The organism is Catellatospora tritici (assembly GCF_019083965.1).
GTDB classification, from domain to species: domain Bacteria; phylum Actinomycetota; class Actinomycetes; order Mycobacteriales; family Micromonosporaceae; genus Catellatospora; species Catellatospora tritici.
This window is the reverse complement of the sequence record NZ_JAHRCY010000014.1, coordinates 20,250-37,105: the sequence shown is the minus strand read 5'-3', so window position 1 is coordinate 37,105 and position 16,856 is coordinate 20,250. Positions and strand designations below refer to the sequence as shown.

At 71.8% G+C, this 16,856-nt stretch carries 17 protein-coding genes, 2 tRNA genes and 1 pseudogene; 11 read left to right on the top strand and 9 right to left on the bottom strand.

The annotated features are described in order from the left end of the window. The first annotated feature begins 66 nt into the window (after window positions 1-66). Window positions 67-417 carry an MmcQ/YjbR family DNA-binding protein gene (locus KUA19_RS27945; protein ID WP_217400724.1) on the top strand — a complete coding sequence of 117 codons (351 nt, stop codon included), beginning with the start codon at window positions 67-69 and terminating at the stop codon, window positions 415-417. An 847-nt stretch (window positions 418-1,264) separates the two neighbouring features. Here the strand turns inward: KUA19_RS27945 and KUA19_RS27940 are convergent. The 3 genes from KUA19_RS27940 to bcp form a co-directional block, all read right to left on the bottom strand. Next, window positions 1,265-1,891 carry a hypothetical protein gene (locus KUA19_RS27940; RefSeq protein ID WP_217400722.1) on the bottom strand — a complete coding sequence of 209 codons (627 nt, stop codon included), beginning with the start codon at window positions 1,889-1,891 and terminating at the stop codon, window positions 1,265-1,267. A 95-nt stretch (window positions 1,892-1,986) separates the two neighbouring features. Then, a tRNA-Leu gene (locus KUA19_RS27935) sits at window positions 1,987-2,060 on the bottom strand. A 74-nt stretch (window positions 2,061-2,134) separates the two neighbouring features. Then, entirely contained in the window at window positions 2,135-2,611 is a 477-nt protein-coding gene (bcp, locus tag KUA19_RS27930; RefSeq protein WP_217400721.1) for a thioredoxin-dependent thiol peroxidase, read from the bottom strand. A 269-nt stretch (window positions 2,612-2,880) separates the two neighbouring features. On the opposite strand from bcp, the pseudogene KUA19_RS27925 reads away from it, so the two are divergent. The 4 genes and pseudogenes from KUA19_RS27925 to KUA19_RS27910 form a co-directional block, all read left to right on the top strand. Further along, window positions 2,881-3,531: pseudogene (locus KUA19_RS27925) on the top strand (energy-coupling factor ABC transporter permease); the annotation flags it as partial. Continuing rightward, window positions 3,511-3,924, top strand: a complete 414-nt coding sequence (locus tag KUA19_RS27920; protein ID WP_308167692.1) for a PDGLE domain-containing protein — start codon at window positions 3,511-3,513, stop codon at window positions 3,922-3,924. The pseudogene KUA19_RS27925 and the gene KUA19_RS27920, both read left to right, overlap by 21 nt. Window positions 3,925-3,927: 3 nt before the next feature. Further along, window positions 3,928-4,698, top strand: coding sequence for a cobalt ECF transporter T component CbiQ (cbiQ, locus tag KUA19_RS27915; RefSeq protein ID WP_217400720.1), 771 nt, complete (start codon window positions 3,928-3,930; stop codon window positions 4,696-4,698). Further along, window positions 4,695-5,462, top strand: a complete 768-nt coding sequence (locus tag KUA19_RS27910) for an energy-coupling factor ABC transporter ATP-binding protein (RefSeq protein WP_217400719.1) — start codon at window positions 4,695-4,697, stop codon at window positions 5,460-5,462. The genes cbiQ and KUA19_RS27910 overlap by 4 nt, the downstream gene beginning before the upstream one ends. A gap of 114 nt (window positions 5,463-5,576) precedes the next feature. On the opposite strand, the gene KUA19_RS27905 is transcribed toward KUA19_RS27910, so the two are convergent. The 4 genes from KUA19_RS27905 to KUA19_RS27890 are packed head-to-tail and all read right to left on the bottom strand — an operon-like array spanning window position 5,577 to window position 8,603. Next, window positions 5,577-6,683 (bottom strand): hypothetical protein, encoded by a 1,107-nt coding sequence (locus KUA19_RS27905; RefSeq protein WP_217400718.1) that lies wholly within the window; start codon window positions 6,681-6,683, stop codon window positions 5,577-5,579. A gap of 10 nt (window positions 6,684-6,693) precedes the next feature. Then, window positions 6,694-7,428: a thioredoxin domain-containing protein gene (locus KUA19_RS27900; protein ID WP_217400717.1), complete on the bottom strand. Its 735-nt coding sequence runs from the start codon at window positions 7,426-7,428 to the stop codon at window positions 6,694-6,696. Window positions 7,429-7,446: 18 nt separating this feature from the next. Beyond that, a complete protein-coding gene (locus KUA19_RS27895; RefSeq protein ID WP_217400775.1) occupies window positions 7,447-8,007 on the bottom strand; it encodes a DoxX family protein in 561 nt (186 codons plus the stop codon). A 32-nt stretch (window positions 8,008-8,039) separates the two neighbouring features. Beyond that, complete coding sequence (locus KUA19_RS27890; protein ID WP_308167689.1) at window positions 8,040-8,603, bottom strand: sigma-70 family RNA polymerase sigma factor; 564 nt, start codon at window positions 8,601-8,603, stop codon at window positions 8,040-8,042. 122 nt (window positions 8,604-8,725) lie between these two features. Here KUA19_RS27890 and KUA19_RS27885 point away from each other — a divergent pair, with 122 nt between their 5' ends. The 4 genes from KUA19_RS27885 to KUA19_RS27870 all read left to right on the top strand — a co-directional run bounded on the left by KUA19_RS27885 (window position 8,726) and on the right by KUA19_RS27870 (window position 13,141). Then, a complete protein-coding gene (locus KUA19_RS27885) occupies window positions 8,726-9,367 on the top strand; it encodes a hypothetical protein (RefSeq protein ID WP_217400714.1) in 642 nt (213 codons plus the stop codon). After that, window positions 9,364-11,019: a copper resistance CopC/CopD family protein gene (locus KUA19_RS27880; protein ID WP_217400712.1), complete on the top strand. Its 1,656-nt coding sequence runs from the start codon at window positions 9,364-9,366 to the stop codon at window positions 11,017-11,019. The genes KUA19_RS27885 and KUA19_RS27880 overlap by 4 nt, the downstream gene beginning before the upstream one ends. A 34-nt stretch (window positions 11,020-11,053) precedes the next feature. After that, window positions 11,054-11,761, top strand: coding sequence for a YcnI family copper-binding membrane protein (locus KUA19_RS27875; protein ID WP_217400710.1), 708 nt, complete (start codon window positions 11,054-11,056; stop codon window positions 11,759-11,761). A 135-nt stretch (window positions 11,762-11,896) separates the two neighbouring features. Further along, on the top strand, window positions 11,897-13,141 hold the full coding sequence (locus KUA19_RS27870) for a hypothetical protein (protein ID WP_217400708.1): 1,245 nt from the start codon (window positions 11,897-11,899) through the stop codon (window positions 13,139-13,141). A 227-nt stretch (window positions 13,142-13,368) separates the two neighbouring features. Here KUA19_RS27870 and KUA19_RS27865 read toward each other — a convergent pair whose 3' ends face one another. Then, window positions 13,369-14,607 (bottom strand): glycosyltransferase 87 family protein, encoded by a 1,239-nt coding sequence (locus KUA19_RS27865; protein WP_217400706.1) that lies wholly within the window; start codon window positions 14,605-14,607, stop codon window positions 13,369-13,371. Window positions 14,608-14,698: 91 nt separating this feature from the next. Here KUA19_RS27865 and orn point away from each other — a divergent pair, with 91 nt between their 5' ends. Then, window positions 14,699-15,313 (top strand): oligoribonuclease, encoded by a 615-nt coding sequence (gene orn, locus KUA19_RS27860; protein WP_372451862.1) that lies wholly within the window; start codon window positions 14,699-14,701, stop codon window positions 15,311-15,313. A gap of 87 nt (window positions 15,314-15,400) precedes the next feature. Continuing rightward, a tRNA-His gene (locus KUA19_RS27855) sits at window positions 15,401-15,476 on the top strand. 57 nt (window positions 15,477-15,533) lie between these two features. Here the strand turns inward: KUA19_RS27855 and KUA19_RS27850 are convergent. Further along, window positions 15,534-16,853 carry a L,D-transpeptidase gene (locus KUA19_RS27850; protein WP_217400704.1) on the bottom strand — a complete coding sequence of 440 codons (1,320 nt, stop codon included), beginning with the start codon at window positions 16,851-16,853 and terminating at the stop codon, window positions 15,534-15,536. Window positions 16,854-16,856: the final 3 nt, after the last annotated feature.

The window sequence follows — 16,856 nt, the reverse complement described above, 5'->3', positions numbered from 1 at the left end:
TGTAGAAGGTGCCCTTCTTAACTCCGCTCGGCGCGGGTGTCGGTGGGCGGGGCTAGCGTTTCGGGCATGGTGACGCTGGAGGACGTACGGGCGATCACGCGGACGCTGCCGCGCACCGAGGAGGCGCTGGTCCGCGACTACGTGAAGTTCCGCGTCCGGGGCATCGTCTACGCCTCGGTCTCGCCCGACGAGACGATCATGGGGTTCGGCTTCCCGAAGGAGGAGCGGGCCGACCTCGTCGCCGCCGAACCGGACAAGTTCCTCCTGCCCCGCGAGTCCGACCTGCGCTTCCACTGGGTGCAGGTGCGCTTGGCCGTCATCGACGAGCAGGAGCTGTACGAGCTGGTCACCGAGGCGTGGCGGATGTGCGTGCCGAAGAAGGTCTGGCTGCCCCGCCTGGGCCTGGCGGCCGGTTGAAGCCCTGGGTTCATCGGCGCCGACACCGTACGCACTCGGTAGGTCCGGCGTTCGTCGATCTTGCTCGACACACAGGCCGCATGCTGCAGAAACGTTCCCGGAAGCGGCATGATCGCCGTATAACGGCGTGATCGCGGCATTCGGGGCAGGCCGATTGTCGCAAGGGCTTGGACAAGGGGCGCACATTGACAGCCACCACGGGCGGTCGCCGGTATGGCCGCTGGTTCTGGGCATTAGGCGCCGCTGTCGCGGTGGTGCTGATCGGCACGGCGGCAGCCGCGGGCAGCGGGCAGGAACAGGACCACGTCTCGTCGTGCGTCGTCCGTTCCGGTGACGGCCGCGGCAGCATGCGGATCGTCCGCGAGAAGGAGGGCTGCGGCAAGCACGAATACCCGTTGAGCTGGCAGGAGCGCGGTCCGGCCGGCCCGCCGGGTCCGCCTGGGCCGCCCGGAGTGCCGGGGCTTCCCGGCGTGCCTGGATTGCCGGGACTACCGGGTGTCGCCGGTCCTGCAGGTGCCGCCGGTCCTGCAGGTGCCACCGGGCCGCAAGGTCCGCCGGGGCCAGCCGGCCAATCCGGGTCCTTGGGACCGGCCGGGCCCTCGGGACCGCCCGGGCCTTCAGGGCCTGCGGGACCGAAGGGTGCTGGCGACGCATGGGTCGCGGAGCCGAGCGGCAACGCCACCCTCCCGCCGGACGGCCAACTGGAGGAGGTCGTGAGTGTCACCCTGCCCGCGGGTTCCTATCTGCTCATAGCGCGGGGGGCAGCGGGCGGCACAAACAACTACGCGCAGGTCAACTGCAGCCTTCGTACCAGCGACGGGCCGCTCACGGAGATGCGGGTCGACATTCAGGAATTGCCGCATAACTTCACCCCGTTCACCCTGACCGCGGGTGCCGTGCTCACCGACCCCACCACCGAGATCAGCCTGGCCTGCCGGTTCGCGGAGGGAGACACGCCCGACTTCGCCGGTGTCGTGGACTCGCAGTTGAGCGCGATCCAGGTGGGAACTCTGCACCAGTAGCCATGCCGCGCGCTGTCGGATCCGATCCGCATCGGATCCGACAGCGCACAGCCGCGCTCGCTCGACGGCGATCTGTATCCGGGATCAAAGGCCGCGGGCGGCGAGCCCATGCCGAGCGCCAGCAACGCGCTGTTGATCACCCCGACCGTGCCGGCCAGGCTCATGACGTCGCGGAGCACGCTGGTGCGCTCACGATAGGTCGTGCCGATCGCGCCGAGGTCGCCGATCACCGGCATGAGCAGGTAGGGCGCCACCGAGGTGGATCGCCGCGCCAGATAGGTACGCGGCGCGTCGGTGGCGGCCGCGTAGCGGTGGCCGCGCTGGCTGAACTCCACCTGCCGCAGGAACGTGGAGACAAGCCCCGTGGATTCCTTGGTGCGTGTTGTCGCGGAATCCTGGAACGCCGGCGCCAGGCTCGCCGACCGACCTACGGGCCCGACCTCGGCTGCCATCGTGGCCAGGGTTTCTGTGGCCGTGCTCCCGCCGATCACCGGGGAGATGCGGGCATCGTACGAATCCAGGCATCTCCGATGGAATGCCATATGAGTAGGGCCGGCGGGACTCGAACCCGCACTGGCGCGGACCTAAACCGCGTGCCTCTGCCAATTGGGCTACGGCCCCAGTGCAAGCATTGTCGCCCATCGCCGGACCCGGCGCTGACCCAGGTCCGGCGCGTCGGCAGCGACACGCGGCGGTCAGTCCAACTTCAGGTCCCGGCGCAGCTTGGCGACGTGCCCGGTGGCCTTCACGTTGTAGAAGGCGTGCTCGATCTGCCCCTTCTCGTCGATGACGAAGGTGGAGCGGATGACGCCCTGCACGGTCTTGCCGTAGTTCTTCTTCTCGCCGTAGGCGCCGTACGCCTTCAGCACGGCCTTGTCCTCGTCGCCGACCAGCGGGAACGTCAGCGCGTCGCGCTCGACGAACTTGGCGAGCTTGGCCGGGCCGTCGGGGGAGATGCCGACGACCGCGTAACCGTGCGCGGTCAGCGAGGCGATCGAGTCGCGGAAGTCGCAGGCCTGGGTGGTGCAGCCGGGGGTCATCGCCGCGGGGTACGCGTACAGGATGACCTTCTTCCCGCGCAGGCCGGACAGGCTGAGCGTGCCGCCGTCGGCGGTGGGCAGGGTGAAGTCGGGGGCGGTGTCCCCGGGCGCGAGCCGAACGTTCTCCGTCACATTCGCCACCCTAGCCCTTCGCCCCGCCCCGCCCCGCCGCCCCGCCGCGCCGCACCCCCAGGTGGTCCGGGACGGGGCCCACCGTTGGCGAGTTGCCGGGCAACCGGGCAGATGACCTCGCAAGATACGCCCGGTTGCCCGGCAACTCGAACGATCTTCCCGGCCCTGACCCATCCGAATGGGGAGCTGGGGACGAAGCATCTTCGAGAGCGCTGTTCTTATTGCAAGTATTTTGCAACAAGGCATAGGCTGGCCGAGTGAATCTCGCGATGCACATCAGCAACGGCATCATCGACGGACCGGTATCCCTGGCGTACGGCGTGGTCGCCGTCGCGCTGCTCGCGTACTGCCTGGGCAAGGCCCGGCACGACCTCAACGACCGCCTCGCGCCGATGGCCGGGCTGGTCGCGGCGTTCATCTTCGCGGTGCAGATGCTGAACTTCCCGGTGCTGCCCGGGGTCAGCGGCCACCTGCTCGGCGGCACCCTGGCCGCCGCCCTGGTCGGCCCGTGGGTCGGCGCGCTGTGTGTGTCCGTGGTGCTGATCGTGCAGGCGCTGGTCTTCGCCGACGGTGGCATCAGCGCGCTGGGCCTCAACATCTCCAACATGGCGCTGCTGGGCACCGCCGTCGGGTTCCTGGTGCTGACCGCGCTGATGAAGCTGCTGCCGCGCACCGCCGCCGGGCTGGGCCTGGCCGTGTTCCTCGCCTCGATCATCAGCGTCGCCCTCGCCTCGCAGGGCTTCGTGCTGCAGTACTTCCTCGGCGGCGACGTCCCGCTGACCATCGGGTACGGGCAGATCTCGGCCACCATGGCCGGGGTGCACGTCCTGATCGGCATCGGCGAGGGTCTGATCGCCACGGTCACCGTCACCACCGTCGCCAAGGTCCGCCCCGACCTGGTGTACGCGCTGCGCGGGCAGCGCCTCGACGCGGCCGTCCGCGGGACGTTCCCGCGCAGGTTCGTGCTCGCGGGCCTGGGCGTGGCCGCGGTGCTGGCCGGTGGCGTCAGCTACCTGGCCTCCAGCTCCCCGGACGGCCTCGACGCGACCACGCTCGAAGGCTGCACCGTCAACGACGCCGGCGAGATCATCGGCGGCAGCTGCATCGCCCAGCGGGCCGGGGGCCACGAGCTGGGCGGCTCGGTCCTGGCCGACTACGGCATCAAGGGACTCGACGGGTCGACCGGCTTGGCGGGCCTGATCGGCGTCGTGCTCACCTTCGCGATCGGCCTGGGCGTGTTCTGGCTGGTCCGTCGGCGTCGCGCGGCGGCCACGGCGCAGGCTCCGGCCGAGCGGGTCGGCGTGGAGGGCTGAACGATGGGCGCCGGACACACTCACCCGATGTACGTGCACAGCCACTCGGCCGTGCATCACCTCGCCCCTGAGGTGAAGATCGCCGCGGCGGTGCTGTTCACCATCGTGGTGGTCGCGACGCCCCGCGAGTTGCTGGGCGCCTTCGCGGCGTACGCGGTGATGATCGGAGTCCTGGCCGTGCTGGCCCGGGTTCCCGCCGGATGGCTCGCGCGGCGCAGCCTGATCGAGCTGCCGTTCGTGGCGACCGCGCTGCTGCTGCCGTTCTTCGCCGCCGGCCCACGCACCGACGTGCTCGGGCTCAGGGTGGCCGTCGAAGGGTTGTGGGGCGGCTGGAACATCCTGGTCAAGGGCACGCTCGGGGTGCTGATCGCGCTGCTGCTGGCGGGTACCACGCCCGCCCGCGACCTGCTGGTCGGGCTCGACCGGCTGCGCACCCCCCAGGCGATCACGCAGATCGCCCTGTTCATGCTGCGCTACCTGGACGTGCTCGCCGACGAGGCGCGGCGGATGCGGCTGGCCCGCATCTCGCGGCTGGACGACCCCCGCTTCCTGTGGCAGCTGCGCGGCTTCGCCGCGGGCCTGGGCACGCTGTTCCTGCGCGCCTTCGAACGCGGTGAGCGGGTCTACCTGGCGATGCGCTCGCGCGGCTACACCGGGCGGCTGCCCGCCGCGCTGCACGAGGGCAGCGCCGCCACCGCGGGCCAGTGGGTGGTCGGCGCGATCGTGCCCGCGGCGGCCGCCGCGGTGCTCCTGCTCGGAAGGATCGGCGTATGACCACCGCCGCACTGCACCTCGACGGCGTCCAGTACGCCTACCCTGACGGCCACCAGGCCCTGCACGGCGTCGACCTGCGCGTCGAGCCCGGCGAGCGGGTCGCCCTGCTCGGCCCGAACGGCGCGGGCAAGACCACCCTGGTGCTGCACCTCAACGGCATCCTGCCCGGGTCGGGCGCGATCGGGGCGCAGGGCGCGGTGCGGGTCGGGGACCGTGCCGTCGATCCGCGCGACCGGGCCGGGCTGGCCGAGATCCGGCGTCGGGTCGGCATCGTCTTCCAGGACCCCGACGACCAGCTGTTCCTGCCCACGGTCGGCGAGGACGTGGCGTTCGGCCCGGCCAACCTCGGGCTGCGCGGCGCGGAACTGGCCGCGCGGGTGGACGAGGCCCTGGCCGCCGTGGGCATGGCCGACATGAAGTCGCGCGCCCCGCACCACCTGTCGCTCGGGCAGCGCCGCCGCGTCGCCGTCGCCACGGTGCTGGCGATGCGCCCCGACCTGCTGGTGCTCGACGAGCCGTCGTCGAACCTCGACCCGCAGGCGCGCCGGGAACTGGCCGAGATCATCCTCGGGCTGGACGTGACGGTGCTGATGGTCACCCACGACCTGCCGTACGCGCTGCAGCTGTGCGAGCGCTCGGTGATCCTCGACAGCGGCCGCATCGTCGCCGACGCCCCCACCCGGGACCTGCTCGCCGACGACGACCTGCTCGCCCGCCACCGCCTGGAACTCCCCTACGGCTTCGCCATCCCCACCGCCCGCTGACCCGCTCGGCGGCCCCGGCGTCAATGGTCCCGGCGTCAACGGCCCCGGCGTCAACGGCCCCGGAGTTAAGAAGGGCACCTTCCTCTACGCAAAGCGATAAGAAGGTGCCCTTCCTTACTTCGACTGCTCGGCGAGGGTGGGGGGAGCGGGGACGGGGGTGGGTGGGGTGGGGGTCAGGCCGCGGAGGCGGAGCATGCCCGCGGCGGCGACGCCGACGCCCAGGGCGACCACGGCCGCGATGACGATGCGGGCCAGGTCGTCCGAGGGCTTGCCGGACAGCTCGGGCAGCGGGGCGATCGAGCGGTGGAAGACGGCGGCGTTGACCATGCCCGCGAACAGGCCCGCCGCCGCGCCGCCCAGGGCCAGCGCGAAGTCGCCCGCGGCCTTGCGGGTCAGCGAGTAGATCCCGGCCGCCAGCGCCGCGATCGCGCTGACGGCGGGCCACAGCTGCACCGTGAACAGCTGGCCGAGGATCGCGCCGACGCTGGTGTTCCCGGCGTCGATCTCGCGGCCGACCGCGTACGCCAGGGCGAGGGCGCCTGCCGCGATCGCGGCCGCGGCGAGCGTGACGGTGACCCAGCGCGGGCGGCGCGGGATGAAGCCGAGCAGCGCCACCAGCACCGCACCGGCGACCGCGATGGCCCACCAGGTCACCGGCGACGGCGGCGGCACATAGTCGAGGGTGCCGGACAGGTTCAGCGGGGTGACCTCGGTGCGCATCGGCACGGTCCAGTCGCGGATGCGGCGGGGCTGGTCGGGCGCGGCCTGGACCTCGGGCGGGTCGGTCGGTTCTGTCCAGATGACGCGCTGGTCGTGCCAGCGGTAGACCGGGTCGTCGGTGACCTTGCGCCACTCCGGCGGCAGTGTCGGGTCGGCGGTGGGGGGCGGGTCGACGTGCGCGATGGTGATGTTGAGCCAGGTGGCGGGGGAGTGGATGTTCTCGTACACCCCGTCGGGGCGTACCTCCAGGTAGGGCTCGTTCTGGTAGCCCAGCACCTCGACCGGCTTGCCGCTGTGGTTGGTCAGCTGCAGCCGCGCCCCCGCCTCGATGCTGATCACTTCGAGGCCGGGCAGGTCCGGGCTGACCGTGATGGTGGTGCGGAAGTTGGTGGCGTCGGGCGCGTCGGCGCCGTGCGCGAAGGCGGGGGTGGCGGTGGCCAGGAGCGCCGCGAGCGCGGTCCCGAGGACCGCGCCCGCGCGTCGTACCAGGAGGGGTGTCATCTGACCTGCTCTAACTCGCGGTGGGGGTGGGTCCCGTCCCGGACGCCGCGGCGACTGCCGCCGCGATGGCCGGGCCGGTGGCCTGGACCGGCTTGCCGTTCACCAGCACGGTAGGCGTACCGCTGACACCGGCCTTGCCCGCCTCGGTGGTGACGTGGTCGGTCCAGCTCACGAACTTCTTGTCCTTGACGCACTGGGCGAAGGAGTCGCCCAGGCCGACGCTCTTGCCGAGCGCGATCAGGTCGTCGTCGCTGGGTCCGGCGGTGCCCTCGGCGGGCTGGGCCGCGAACAGCGCGTCGGCGTACTCGCTGAACTTGCCCTCGTCGGCGGCGCAGCCGGCGGCCGCCGACGACCTGGTCGAGTAGCGGTTGGTCGACGCCCCGTCGAGGTAGGCCACCGGGTGGGTGACCAGGGTGATCTTGCCGTCGGTCGCGAGCTGGTTGACCTGGGCCGCGTAGTCGTCGTGGAACGCCTTGCAGTGCGGGCACAGGAAGTCGACGTACTCGTCGACGGTGACCGGGCCCGAGCCGGTGACCACGCCGCTGCCCGCGCTGTTGGTGTTGCGCGGTGCGGTGTAGCCGGTGCTCTTGTTGGACGCGTAGATGCCCCAGCCGATCAGACCGGCGATGACCAGCGCCGACACCGCGGCGATGGAGATGTACATGGTGCGCTTGCGGCGCTTCTCGGCGGCGATCTGCTCGCGTACGAGTCGTGCCGCCGCGTTCTGGTCCTTGCGGCTGCTCATGCGGTCACCGCCGTGGCGTCAGGGCCGCTTCTGGCGTGCCGCGGGTGCGGCAGGCTCGTCTTCCCCGTTGTCATGGTCATACTCCTCAAACGCATCGTCCGTGGTGGACGGTTGATCCAGTCGTGCGTCGAGGGAGAAACGGCTGACCGGGTAGATGATCAAAAAGATGGCCATCGCCAGGAAGGCCACATCCCGGAGGAGCTCCGGAACGTAGTTGGGGGTGACACCGGGCGGCAGCACGCCGCCCTTGCTGAAGCAGCCGCAGTCGATGTTGAGACCACGGGCCCAGGCGGAGGAGATGCCCGCGATGAACGCGACCATCATCACCGCGCTGATCCAACCGGCCAGGCGGGTGGCCAGGCCGACGAGCAGGAGCAGGCCGAGGGCGATCTCCACGAACGGCTGCGCCGCCCCGAAGATCATCGCGGCGTCGTACGGCAGGATCTGGTATGCGTTCACCGCGCGCCCCGACGCCGCCAGATCCCCGACCTTGAGCAGCCCCGCGGTGAGGAAGATGCCCGCGAGGGCGAGCCGGATCACCAGGCTCACCCACGGCTGTGCTCTGTGCCAACCGCTCATGGTCTCCTCCTTCACGCCCGAGGCATCCCCGTTCAGGCGGCTAGTGCGGTAACGACGTCGGCCACCAGTTCGGCGCGGGCGCGCGCGACCCGGGACCGGATCGTGCCGACCGGCACCTCCAACACCGCCGCCGCCTGCTCGTACGGCAGCCCCAGCAGCTGGGTCAGCACGAACGCCTCCCGGCGCTCCGGGGACAGCCGCTCCAGCAGCTGCGCCGCGCTGATCTGACCTGCCGGGTCGGGGTGGGGTCCACCCGTCGCCGCCTCGCCGGCCAGACGGGTGTCCAGCCGACGCTGCCTTACCACCGTACGCACATGGTCGGCGCAGGTGCGGCGGGCGATTCCCAGCAGCCACGTGCGCACCGTCGACCTGCCCTCGAAACCGGGCAGCGCCCGGAACGCCCGCAGGTAGGTCTCCTGGGTCAGATCGTCCGCGCTGCCCGGATCCACCAAAGCCGCCACGAACCGCCACACCTCGGCCTGGGTGGCCCGCACCAGCGCGGCCTGCGCCAACGGGTCACCACCGCGCGCCGCGAGCGCCCACGCGGTGGCGAGGTCGGCGGCCGGGAGGGCGGCATCGGATGGCTGGGGGGACACGGGGAGCAAGCCTAACGGCCCATCGGGCCGTCACGGAATGGTCACGCTGCGCGTGTCCCACGCCACGCTGATTCCTTCATGACGCCGGGAACCGAACGGCACCGAGCGCCGACTACCCGCCCATGAGCATCTGCGACGAGGTACGCGAAGGGCTGTCGGCCCGGCTGGACGGTGAGGAAGAAGGCTGGGCGGCGACGTCGGCGGTGTCCCTGGACGGGCACCTCGCCGGGTGCGCCGACTGCCGCACCTGGCTGCGCGCCGCGGAGCAGTTGACCCGCGCCGTACGGCTGCAGTCCGTCGAGGTGCCCGACCTCACCGCCCCGATCCTGGCCGCGGTCGCCGCCGAGCAGACCGCCGCCGAGCGGGCCCGCCGCGAGCAGGTGCACGGTCGCCGCCAGATCCTGCGGATCGCGCTCGCCGCGACCGCGCTGGTGCAGCTGCTGCTGGCGCTGCCCGCGCTGCTGGCCGGGGTCGGCGAGTTGCACACCGGCCGGGAGGCGGCCTCGTTCGACATCGCGCTGGCGGTCGGGTTCGCGCTGGCCGCCTGGCGACCCGAGCGGGCGCGGGCGTTCCTGCCGGTCGCCTTCGTGCTGGCCGTCTGCCTGATCCTCACCAGTGCCTTCGACGTCGCCGACGGCATGACCGCATTCGCGCACGAGATCGGCCACCTGGCGGCGCTGGCGCAGGCGGGGCTGCTGTGGGCGCTGAGCCGTACTCCTGGCACCTCCCGCTCGGGTCACCACCCGGCTACGGTCGCCGGGTGACCGATGTGACGTCCCCTCGATTTCTCGCGCGCCCGGTGCGCGCGCTGCTGGCGCTGGCGGCGTTCGCGCTGCTGGTGCTGCTGCCCGGCAGTCCGGCGTATGCCCACGCCGCGCTGCTGCGCACCAACCCCCCGGCCGGGTCGGTCGTGCCGCAGGCCCCCGCGGAGGTGCAGCTCACCTTCAGCGAGCCGGTGACCCCGGTCACCGACAAGATCCGCATCATCGGCCCGGACGGCAAGCGGGCCGACGAGGGCACCCCCACCGTCAACGGCAACGTGCTGCGCATCGGGCTGCGCGACAAGGCGCTGCCCGGCACGTACCTGGTCAGCTTCCGGGTCATCTCCGCCGACAGCCACCCCGTGCCCGGCGGCTTCACCTTCTCCGTCGGCGCCCCCTCGGCGACGCCCACCACCGAGGTCGTGGACGAGGTCGACACGACCATCCAGACGCTGATCGCCATCGCCAAGGTCATCGGGTACGTCGGCCTGATCCTGATCGTCGGCCCGGTGCTGGTGCTGGCCCTGCTGTGGCCCGCCCGCCTGGACCGCCGCGGCCCGCGCAGGCTGGTGTGGACCGGGTTCGGCCTGGTCGCCTTCGCCACCCTGGCCGGGCTCTACCTGCAGGCGCCCTACACCACCGGCAGCTCCCTGTTCGGGGCCACCACGGGCGACCTCGGCGACGTGCTCGGCAGCCAGCTCGGCATCGCCTTCCTGGTCCGGTTGGCCTGCCTGGCCGTCGCCGCGATCCTGGTCCGCCCGCTGCTGGTCGGGCGGGACGGTCCAGTCGACCGGGTGCTGCTGCTGATCGTCGCGGGCATCGCCGCGCTGACCTGGCCGCTGGCCGGGCACCCGGCCGCGTCGCCGGTGCCGCCGGTCTCGGTCGCCGTCGACGCGCTGCACCTGGCCGGGGCCGCCGTCTGGCTCGGCGGCCTGCTCATGCTCGTGGCGTACCTGCTGCGCCAGGCCGACGCCCGCGAGCTGGGCGCGATCCTGCCGATCTGGTCCCGCTGGGCGGCGCTGGCCGTGTCGACGCTGCTGCTGGCGGGCGTGGTGTCCGGGCTGATCCAGGTCGGCACGCCGCTGGCGCTGGTGCAGACCACGTACGGCCGGGTGCTGTTGGTCAAGGTCGGCCTGGTGGTGATCGCCCTGGTCGGGGCCTGGCTCGCCCGCCGCCACGTGGCCAACGGCGCGGCCGACGGGCCGAAGCCGCTGCGCAAGGTGGTCGCGGTCGAGCTCTCGATCGCGGTGGTGGTGCTGGGGCTGACCGGGGCGCTGACCCAGACCACCCCGGCCCGCACCGCCGCCGAGACCACCCAGGGCGTGGCACAGCAGCAGCTGTACTCGGCCACCCTCACCACCTCGCTGTACCGGCTCCAGGTCGAGATCGACCCGGCCAAGGTCGGCGACAACCTGGTGCACCTGTACGCCTACACCCCGGCCGGTGATCCGCTGCCGGTGGTCGAGTGGAAGGCCACCGCGGCACTGCCGTCGGCGGGCATCGAGCCAATCACGTTCACCGTGCTGAAGCTGACCGACAACCACGCCAGCGGGCAGGTGTCGCTGCCCACCAAGGGCGACTGGCAGCTGAAGTTCACCCTTCGTACCTCCGATATCGATCAAGCGTCGGTCACCGCCACGGTGCCGATCTCGTAGCGCTCGCGCCGCGAGCCGTAGGAAAGGTCCAGACATGAAGACGATGCGTCGCCTCGGCGTGGTGGCCGCGGCCGTGCTCGGCCTGGTGGCAGTCGCGGTGCCCGCCTCGGCCCACGTGACGGTCAACCCGAACACGGCGGTGCAGGGCGGCTACGCCCGGCTGGCGTTCCGGGTGCCGACCGAGTCGGACACCGACAGCACCACCAAGCTGGAGGTGCACCTGCCCGACGACGCACCGGTCGCCTCGGTGATGACCTCGCCGGTGCCCGGCTGGACCGCCACCGTGACCAAGCGCAAGCTGGACAAGCCGATCGACGTGCACGGCAGCCCGGTCAGCGAGGTCGTCTCGGTGGTCACCTGGACCGCCTCGGCCGACGCCGCGATCAAGCCGAGCCAGTTCCAGGAGTTCCCGATCTCGCTTGGGCCACTGCCGAAGGTCGACCAGATGGTCTTCAAGACGCTGCAGACCTACTCCGACGGCACCGTCGTGCGCTGGATCGACGAGCCGACCAACGACGGCACCGAGGCGGAGAACCCGGCCCCGGTGCTGAAGCTGACCGCGGCCGCCGCGGGCGAGCAGGCCGCGCCGACCACGGCCGCGACCGTGCCGCTGGCCCAGGACGCCAAGGCCGACGGCGGCAGCGACTGGACCGGCGTGGCCGGGCTGGTCGCGGGCGTGCTCGCGCTGATCGTGGCCGGGCTGGCGCTGGCCCGCACCCGCAAGCCGACCGGCTCGGCGTAGCCACCACCGTCCGAGTGACCAGGGCCGGGCCCCGCATCCGCGGGGCCCGGCCCGCGTTGTCCCCGGTGGAACGGCGCCGCCCTCGCCGACCCGCGGGAGGTCGTCGGCGGCCGCCCGGTCGGGAGGAACACGCGGATGCGCTCGCTGCGGTGGATCATCGGTCTGCTGGCCCTGCTCATCGCGGTTCCGGCCGCGGCCGCCGGGGTGGCCGCCTGGTGGGTGATGCGCCATCCGAGCCCCGACGGGGCCTTCCACGCCGACCTCACGCCGGTCGAGCGGCCCGACCGGGTGCTGGTCGTGCCGGACCTCGACGCGCTGCTGCGCCGCGACGCGCCGTACACCCGCGTGGGTCAGACCACGCTGCGGCTGAGCGCCAGCTCCGGCGGCACCCCCGCCTTCCTGGGCGTGGCCGACCCGGACCAGGCCGCGGCCTATCTCGCGGGGGTCCGCTACACCGAGATCGCGCAGGTGGACCTGGGCCAGGGCCTGCTGCCGGTGCGGACCGTCCGGATGGACGCCCAGGGCGGGGACCCGGGGGACCCGCAGGCGCAGGGAATCTGGCAGCGGCAGGGCCTGGGCTCGCTGTCGTGGCGGCCGAGCGAGGACCGCAACCGCCGGGTCGCGCTGGTCATCGTGCTGCGCGACGGTACGGCCACCACCGGTGACCACGCCGCCCGGCTGGAGGTCGCGCTACATGCCGACTGGCTGGGAACCGCCTCGTGGGGGCTGCTGATCCTCGGGATCGTCGCCCTCACCCTCGGCTTCGTCCTCCTCGCCTGGCCCACGGACAGAGAAAGGAAGGGCACCTTCTTATCGCATTCCGACGAAGAAGGGCCCCTTCTTAACCCTGTGCCGACGAGTCGCGTGTCGACGGTGGAGTTCGCACCGGTCGGTGTCGGATCCGGCGGTGGCCGCAGCGCCGGTGGCGGCATCGGGCCAGGTGGCGCGGGTCCGGCACCGATCCTGCCTGGGTTGGTCCGCACCCGAGGTGCCGAACCGACGGTGGCGGGGCTCGGCCTTGGCGCCGTCAGCGTTGCCGAGATGGTGACGGCGCCGGTGGGCGTGCCCGCATACGTGGCCGAGGCACCCCCGACCGTGCGGCTGCCATTGCCGCCCGCGTCGGCCGACGAGACACCCTGGGCGGGTATGCCGCATCGGGGCGCGCCACCGCTCGCGGTCGTGTTCCGGGCCGGGGCTCACGGTGGTCCGGCGCCGGTGGCAGCACCATCGGAGCTGGTATGGCCACCGCGCCGTCCCGCCGAGCCGCCCACCACCGCACCGGTCCGCGAGGTGGCGACCGAGCAGTTCCCGCCGGTGCCGTACCTGCCCCGCCCGGCGTGCGCCGTGCGCCTGGACCGGGACCGCCTGACCACCCGCTGACAAAGTCCGCTGACGAAGCCCGCTGACGAAGCCCGCTGACGAAGCCCGCTGACGACGCCCGCTGACGAAGCCCGCTGACGAAGCCCGCTGACGACGCGCGGCCCGGACGCTGCGCGTCCGGGCCGCTCTCACCGGGGGAACGGTGTCACCACTGGGGACTGTCCCGGGGGAGACGTGTCCCGATGCGTTCCACGGTACGCCAAAACCGTCAGAACGGACAAGTATGTCTAATCGACCCTTGACATGAGATAATCCGATGATCTGTCTCGGATCGGCAGGAACGCCACCAGCGCCAGGCTGGCCAGCACATAGGCGTTGCGGGCCAGGAACAGCCCCGGCGTGTCCGTCGGCACCGCCGCCACGCCCCAGTCGACCAGCGACACCACCCCGAGCAGCGGCACCGCGTACGCGGCGGCGGCGAACGCCAGCCAGCCCCAGCGGCGCGCCCCGGTGGCGTCCAGCCCGGCGGCGACCAGGGCCACGATCGCGGGCACGAACCAGTACAGGTGGTGCGGCCAGGTGATCGGGCTGATCAGGGCGGACAGCAGGCCGGTCAGTGCCAGTCCGGCCACCGCGTCTCCGGCGCGACCGGCCCGCGCGGCCCGCCACAGCCCGAACGCGAGCACGGCGAGCGCGAGCAGCAGCCATACCCACTTGGTCGGCTCATGCGGCGCGACCAGCCGGGCCAGCAGGCCCTGCAGCGACTGGTTGCCGGTGTAGTCCAACCGCCCGACCCGCGCGGTGTCCCACAGCGCCGAGGTCCAGAACTGCCACGAGGCGCGCGGCGCGATCGCCGCCGCCAGCAGCGTCGCCCCGGCCGCGGTGACCGTCGCCGTCGCCGCGGGCCGGAACCGGCGGGTGACCAGCAGGTACACGATGAACAGGCCGGGGATCAGCTTGATCGCGGTGGCCAGACCGATGCCGACCCCGGTCCAGCGCGACCCGCGCGGCCCCAGTACCAGCAGATCCATCATGATCAGGACGATCAGCAGCATGTTGATCTGGCCGAAGGTGAGCGTCTCGCGCAGCGGCTCGATCAGCAGCACCAGCGGCGCGGCCACGCCGACCGCGAACCAGGCCGGCTGGCCCCACCGCCGCGCCAGCGGCGCCACCAGCCAGTACGTGGTGAGCAGCACCGCCGCGACGGTGCCCAGCGTGAACAGCGCCGCGACCATCCCGGTCGGCAGCAGCCCGAACGGGAACAGCAGCGCCGCCGCGAACGGGGGATAGGTGAAGTACAGCGCGCCCTGCACCCGGTCGGGCTGGGCGTAGTCGTAGAGCTCGTTGCCGTCGCCCCACCAGCGCACCGCCGACAGGTAGATCTTCAGATCGAAGAAGTCGTGGGTGACCCGCAGCCGCTGGAACAGGAACGCGGCGACGGCGACCACGACGACCACGATCGCGACCCGGATCCCGGTGGCCGCGCCGGTCCGGTTCGCGGCGGTCTGCGCCGGTGGTGTGGACATGGCCGCAACCCTAGTCGGCCAGCCGACAGCGCTTCCGACAGGAGCGGTGACCGTTTCGGGTCCGCGCCGGGAGCGGGCGTAGGCTGTGCCGGTGGGAGATCTTCGTAGCGCCGACCATCTCGTGTGGATCGACTGTGAGATGACCGGCCTCAATCTGGGCGGTGACGCGCTCGTCGAGATCGCGGCACTGGTCACCGATGCCGAGCTGAACGTGCTCGGCGATGGTGTCGACGTGGTGATCCACGCCGAGGACGCGCTGCTCGACGGAATGCTCGACGTGGTGAAGCAGATGCACGAGCGCTCGGGCCTCACCGAGGCCGTGCGCGCCTCCACCGTCACCGTCGCCCAGGCGGAGGACATGGTGCTGGAGTACATCTCCAAGTACGTCACCGAGCCGCGTACGGCGCCGCTGTGTGGCAACTCGATCGCCACCGACCGGGGCTTCATCGTGCGCGACATGCCCCGCCTCGACGCCCACCTGCACTATCGCATGATCGACGTGTCGTCGGTGAAGGAGCTGTGCCGCCGCTGGTACCCCCGGGTGTACTTCGGGCAGCCGGAGAAGGGGCTGGCGCACCGGGCGCTGGCCGACATCCGCGAGAGCATCCGTGAGCTGCGGTACTACCGCGAGGCGATCTTCGTGGCGCAGCCCGGCCCGGACGTCGACGAGGCCAAGCGGATCGCCGCCACGATGGTCCTGCCGTAACACTCCCCATACCCGCTCGACGAGAGGCGGGGGGGACCCGCTATCATTTAGCGGTCGCCGCGACTGCGAGGTCAGCGGTGGACAATGGTGGTCGTAGCTCAGCTGGTAGAGCACCGGGTTGTGGTCCCGGGGGTCGCGGGTTCGAGTCCCGTCGATCACCCCATGAAGAAGCCCCGGCGGGTTTTCCCGCCGGGGCTTTCTGCTGCTCTGTCTGTCCTGATCAGGCGCTGGGCGCCACGGACGGCACGGCGGGCGACGCCGACGGGTCCGGGGTGGCCGACGGGTCCGGGGTCGGCGTCACTGGCGGCGTGTACGGGATCGCGCTGCCCTTGACGTACTCCTCCCACGGCTTGTCCCAGTCGGTCCAGCCGTTGCCGTACTCCAGCTTGCGCGGGGTGCCGCCGGTGGTCACCGGGGTGCCGACCAGGGTGTTGTCGAACAGCCACTTCGCGTTGGCCATCGACACGTTCACGCAGCCGTGCGACACGTTGCGCTTGCCCTGGTGCTGCACCGACCACGGCGCGGCGTGGATGAACTCGCCGCCCCAGGTCAGCCGCTGCGCGAAGTCGATCTCCGTGCGGTAGCGGTTGGCCGGGTCGGGGTTGTCCATGGTGTCGAAGACGGTGTGCGACTTCTTCTCGATGATGATCATCGTGCCGCTGGAGGACGGCATGCTCGGACGGCCCAGGCTGACCGGGATCGTCTTGATCGACTTGCCGTCCTTGACCACGGTCATCATGTGCGTCTTGTCGTTGACCTTCAGCACCAGGTCCGCGCCGACCTTGCAGACCAGCGTCGAGTCGCGCTTGCCGTAGTAGCCGTCGCCCAGCGGCAGGCCGCCGGCGCGCACCTTGACGAAGATCTCGGTGCCGGACTTCCAGAACTCGCGCGGACGCCAGTGCAGTTCGGTCGCGTTGTACCAGGTCCAGATGCCTTCCTGCAGCGGCTGGGTCTCCACCAGCAGCCGCCGCTGGAACGCGGCGCGCTGCGCCTTCGGGATGGCCCGGCTGGTCCGGAAGATCAGCGGCATGCCGACGCCGATGACGGCGTTGTCGGCCAGGAAGCTGCTGACGCCGACCACCTTGCCCGGCTTGGCCATCGTGGTGAAGGTGGTGGTGGCCGAGACGGCCTTGCCGTCGTCACCGGTCGCGGTCACGGTCGCCGTGTACGCGGCGCCGTAGGCCAGCGCCTTGTCCGGCAGCCAGCCCGCGCCGTCGGGGTGCATCGCCCCGGGGACCTCGGTGCCGGCCTTGTCGGTCAGCACGACCTTGGTCTCCACCGCGTCGGTGGTGGTGAACACGATCTCCGCCGAGGCGGGCACGTTCTTGGTGTCGGTGGCCGGGCCGGTGATGGCGACGGTGGCCTTCGGGGGCGTCTCCTGCGGCTTGTCGTCGCCGGAGCCGTTCCAGACCGGGGCGTCGTCGCCGGTGCAGGCGGCGAGGCTGGCCACACCGGCCGCACCCACACCGGCCAGGCCGAGTGCGGTCAGCGCGCGCCGGCGGCTCAGTTGCAGCCGGGTCAGGCGGTCGGGGGTGGGCATTGC

Bases quoted from the DNA above. Each gene is read 5' to 3' on its own strand.
- KUA19_RS27895 (WP_217400775.1), bottom strand. From the start codon at position 8,007: ATGAGCGGTTGGCACAGAGCACAGCCGTGGGTGAGCCTGGTGATCCGG.
- KUA19_RS27850 (WP_217400704.1), bottom strand. From the start codon at position 16,853: ATGCCCACCCCCGACCGCCTGACCCGGCTGCAACTGAGCCGCCGGCGC.
- KUA19_RS27905 (WP_217400718.1), bottom strand. From the start codon at position 6,683: ATGACACCCCTCCTGGTACGACGCGCGGGCGCGGTCCTCGGGACCGCG.
- KUA19_RS27870 (WP_217400708.1), top strand. From the start codon at position 11,897: ATGCGCTCGCTGCGGTGGATCATCGGTCTGCTGGCCCTGCTCATCGCG.
- KUA19_RS27900 (WP_217400717.1), bottom strand. From the start codon at position 7,428: ATGAGCAGCCGCAAGGACCAGAACGCGGCGGCACGACTCGTACGCGAG.
- KUA19_RS27940 (WP_217400722.1), bottom strand. From the start codon at position 1,891: ATGGCAGCCGAGGTCGGGCCCGTAGGTCGGTCGGCGAGCCTGGCGCCG.
- cbiQ (WP_217400720.1), top strand. From the start codon at position 3,928: ATGGGCGCCGGACACACTCACCCGATGTACGTGCACAGCCACTCGGCC.
- KUA19_RS27885 (WP_217400714.1), top strand. From the start codon at position 8,726: ATGAGCATCTGCGACGAGGTACGCGAAGGGCTGTCGGCCCGGCTGGAC.
- KUA19_RS27865 (WP_217400706.1), bottom strand. From the start codon at position 14,607: ATGTCCACACCACCGGCGCAGACCGCCGCGAACCGGACCGGCGCGGCC.
- KUA19_RS27910 (WP_217400719.1), top strand. From the start codon at position 4,695: ATGACCACCGCCGCACTGCACCTCGACGGCGTCCAGTACGCCTACCCT.
- KUA19_RS27945 (WP_217400724.1), top strand. From the start codon at position 67: ATGGTGACGCTGGAGGACGTACGGGCGATCACGCGGACGCTGCCGCGC.
- KUA19_RS27875 (WP_217400710.1), top strand. From the start codon at position 11,054: ATGAAGACGATGCGTCGCCTCGGCGTGGTGGCCGCGGCCGTGCTCGGC.